Below are 3,531 nucleotides of genomic sequence, written 5' to 3'. Positions count from 1 at the left end.
TCGACGGAACCGCCGTGGCGACGAGCGCGGCCGCCCCAGCTCGTGCGGTAGCCGCCCGATCCGGAATACGCCGCCCCGGCCTGGCCGGGGCGATGATCGTAGACGGGCTGCGGCGCGAGGGCCTGCTCGATCCGGCGGCCGATGACGTAGCCGGCCAGCATCGGCACGAAGCGGCCGGCCGCGCTCGTCGCCACGGCGGTTCCGTCGACGCAATGCCCGGTGCCGTGATGCCCCTCGCAATCGGCCAGGGAGAGGTAGCGCGGCGCCGCCTCCGGATAGGCCGCCAGCGCCGTGGCGTAGGTGCTCCGGCAATCGGTCTCCGTCCGAATGCCGCCGCGGATGCAGGCGTCGGGACCGCCGTAGACCAGGACGTCCTCCTCGCGCTGCGAGGGATCGTACCGCCCGAGCGCGAGGGCCGTGGCGCCGGCGCCGGCGACGAGGACGAGCGCGACGGTGGTCGAGCGCTTCGAGGACCGTTCGATGGACGAGGCCATGATCGTTCGGACCGTCTCGGACGGCCCGGCTCCCTGGCGGCAGAACGCCGCGAGGCCCGGATGTAGGAACGCCGGCGGCCCTTGAGAAGATCGTCCAGCTTCGCCGGCCGGCCCCGCCGCGGCGCCCGATGCGCGATCCGCGACGCCTGGCGCCGCTCGCTCGGCGGATCACGATCGCGGGCTCGTCAGTAGGTTATGGCCGCCGCATCGATCACGCCGCCGCCGGCGAGCGAGGCCGAGGCGAGCAGGATCGCCGCGGCGCCTTCGCCCGCCGCGATCCGCCGGGACAGGTCGGGCAGGACGATCCGGACCAGGAAGTAGATCAGGATCTGCACGACGAGGGCGACGAGGCCCCAGATCACGCAGTCGAGGGCCGATTGCGCGTTGTAGATCGCCACGGCCAGCGGCAGCGCGTAGCAGAGCAAGCTGCCGCCGAGCGCGGTGGCGGCGGCGACGTTGTTCGCCCGGATCAGCGCGATCTCGCGGTGCGCCGTCGTCGTCAGGTAGACGCCGAGGTAGAGCGCCACGAGCCCGCAGGCGATGGCGCCGTAGCCGAGGAAGGCGGGCAGCCCGGAGATCGAGGTCATCACGGGCGGTCCCGCCTCACACCAGGCGGCTCTGCTCGATCGCGGCGCCGACGAAGCCCTCGAACAGCGGATGCGGCGCGAAGGGACGCGACTTCAGCTCCGGGTGGAACTGCACGCCGATGAACCACGGGTGGCCGACATGCTCGACCGTCTCGGGCAGGAGCCCGTCCGGCGACAGGCCGGAGAAGCGCAGGCCCTTGGCCTCGAGCCGCTCGCGATAGGCCATGTTGACCTCGTAGCGGTGGCGGTGGCGCTCGGAGATGTGGGTGCTGCCGTAGATCCCGGCGATCTTCGTGTCGGGGTGCAGCGTCGCATCGTAGGCGCCGAGCCGCATGGTGCCGCCGAGGTCGCCGGCGGCCGCACGCTGCTCCAGCTCGTTGCCGCGCAGCCACTCGGTGAGCAGGCCGACCACCGGCTCGGCCGTGTCGCCGAACTCGGTCGAGTTCGCGTCCGGCACGCCGGCGAGCGACCGGGCCGCCTCGATCACCGCCATCTGCATGCCGAAGCAGATCCCGAAATACGGGATCTTCCGCTCGCGGGCGAAGCGCGCCGCGCGGATCTTGCCCTCCGCCCCCCGCTGGCCGAAGCCGCCGGGCACCAGGATGCCGTTGATGCCTTCGAGGAACGGGGCCGGGTCCTCGCGCTCGAACACCTCCGCCTCGATCCATTCGAGGTTGACGCGGCAGCGATGGCTGATGCCGCCGTGGATCAGCGCCTCGGTGAGCGACTTGTAGGCGTCCTTCAGGCCCGTGTACTTGCCGACGATGGCGATGGTGACCTCGCCCTCGGGGTTCTTCACCCGCTCGGAGATCGTGCGCCAGCGCGAGAGGTCCGGCTCGCCGTCGTGGGCGAGGCCGAAATGCGCAAGCACCTCGCGGTCGAGGCCGGCCTCGCGGTAGGAGAGCGGCACGTCGTAGATCGAGGCGACGTCGCGCGCCTCGATCACCGCGGTCTCGCGCACGTTGCAGAACAGCCCGAGCTTGCGCCGCTCGTCGGCGGGTATCGGCCGGTCGCACCGGCAGAGCAGGATGTCGGGCTGGATGCCGATCGAGCGCAGCTCCTTCACCGAGTGCTGCGTCGGCTTGGTCTTCAGCTCGCCGGCGGACGGGATGTAGGGCAGCAGCGTCAGGTGCACGAAGGCGGTCGAGCCGCGCGGCAGGTCGTTGCCGAGCTGGCGGATCGCCTCGAAGAACGGCAGGCCCTCGATGTCGCCGACCGTGCCGCCGATCTCGACGAGCACGAAATCGAAGGCGTCGTTGCCGTCGCGAACGAAGTCCTTGATCGCGTTGGTGACGTGCGGGATCACCTGGATCGTCGCGCCGAGGTAGTCGCCGCGGCGCTCTTTGGCGATGATGTCCTGGTAGATCCGGCCGGTGGTGATGTTGTCGGCACGCGTCGCCGGGACGCCGGTGAAGCGCTCGTAATGCCCGAGGTCGAGGTCGGTCTCGGCACCGTCGTCGGTGACGAAGACCTCGCCGTGCTGGGTCGGGCTCATCGTGCCCGGGTCGACGTTGAGGTAGGGGTCGAGCTTGCGCAGGCGGACCGAGTAGCCGCGCGCCTGGAGCAGCGCCGCGAGCGCCGCCGAGGCCAGACCCTTGCCGAGCGAGGAGACCACGCCGCCGGTGATGAAAACGTACCGCGTCATGGGCCTCGGTCCATAGAGAAGGCTGGGCGATTCGCCAAACGGCATGCCACCCGCACCGCGCGATTCCCACGGAATTCGCACAATGCTGGATTGGGCCGGCCTAGGGCGGGAGCGTTAAGTTTCCTTTGCCCGATCGAACGGCGCGGCTGCGTCGCTCCGATTCGATCGCGGCGCTCAACGCGACTGGGGCGCGTCCGGAACGGCCGGCTGCGTCGTGCCGTTGGCGCCGTCGAGGATCGATTTCGGCGCGGCGGAGCGGTGCGACATCACCGCCAGGGTCAGGCTGGTGACGAAGAACAGGGCGGCGAGGATCGCGGTGGCCCGCGTCAGCGCGTTGGCCTGGCCGCGCCCGGTCATGAAGCCCGAGACGCCGCCGCCGCTGCTGCCGGCGCCGAGGCCGAGGCCGCCCTCGGACCGCTGCAGCAGCACCACGCCGATCAGCGACAGCACGATGATGAGATGGACGACGATCAGGACGGTCTGCATCGGAATTCCGGAATCGTTCTTGCGCGCGCCGGTCCCGGGAGCCGTTCGCTGGGACGGGGAGCCGGACACGACGGCCGGAGCTGCATCGCACCGGCTACAAATCTGCCGGGGGCATACACCACAAGCGTGCGGGCGCCAAACGTGACGATCGGCGCGCCGATGTCAGCCGCCCGGCTCCCCGGACGATCGCTCCGCGTGCTCAAAGGCGGGCGCGAAGAGCGGCGCTTCGGATCGGCCGCCTCGGACCGGAGGATGACGCCATGCCCATCTCACGCCGCCTCGTGCTCGCCGTGGCGCTCGCCGCCTCCGTCGCCCGGGC

3 protein-coding genes and 1 pseudogene are annotated in these 3,531 nt (G+C 71.1%); all 4 read right to left on the bottom strand.

Annotation, left to right across the window (positions count from 1 at the left end; translation table 11 throughout):
- A partial coding sequence (locus FV223_RS23070) for a DUF1190 domain-containing protein (protein ID WP_147729177.1) occupies positions 1-494 on the bottom strand: 494 nt, incomplete at its 3' end.
- A gap of 185 nt (positions 495-679) precedes the next feature.
- A complete protein-coding gene (locus FV223_RS23065) occupies positions 680-1,081 on the bottom strand; it encodes a DUF350 domain-containing protein (RefSeq protein ID WP_147729176.1) in 402 nt (133 codons plus the stop codon).
- 16 nt (positions 1,082-1,097) lie between these two features.
- On the bottom strand, positions 1,098-2,726 hold the full coding sequence (locus FV223_RS23060; protein ID WP_147729175.1) for a CTP synthase: 1,629 nt from the start codon (positions 2,724-2,726) through the stop codon (positions 1,098-1,100).
- Between the two features lie 222 nt (positions 2,727-2,948).
- Positions 2,949-3,212, bottom strand: a pseudogene (secG, locus tag FV223_RS23055) (preprotein translocase subunit SecG); the annotation flags it as partial.
- Positions 3,213-3,531 lie beyond the last annotated feature (319 nt).

It is taken from the genome of Methylobacterium sp. WL116 (assembly GCF_008039455.1).
Taxonomy (GTDB): Bacteria; Pseudomonadota; Alphaproteobacteria; order Rhizobiales; family Beijerinckiaceae; genus Methylobacterium.
This window is presented reverse-complemented; position numbering and strand designations above follow the sequence as displayed.

Excerpts from the sequence above, each read along its gene's own strand:
- FV223_RS23060 (WP_147729175.1), bottom strand. The coding sequence starts at position 2,726 with ATGACGCGGTACGTTTTCATCACCGGCGGCGTGGTCTCCTCGCTCGGC.
- FV223_RS23065 (WP_147729176.1), bottom strand. The coding sequence starts at position 1,081 with ATGACCTCGATCTCCGGGCTGCCCGCCTTCCTCGGCTACGGCGCCATC.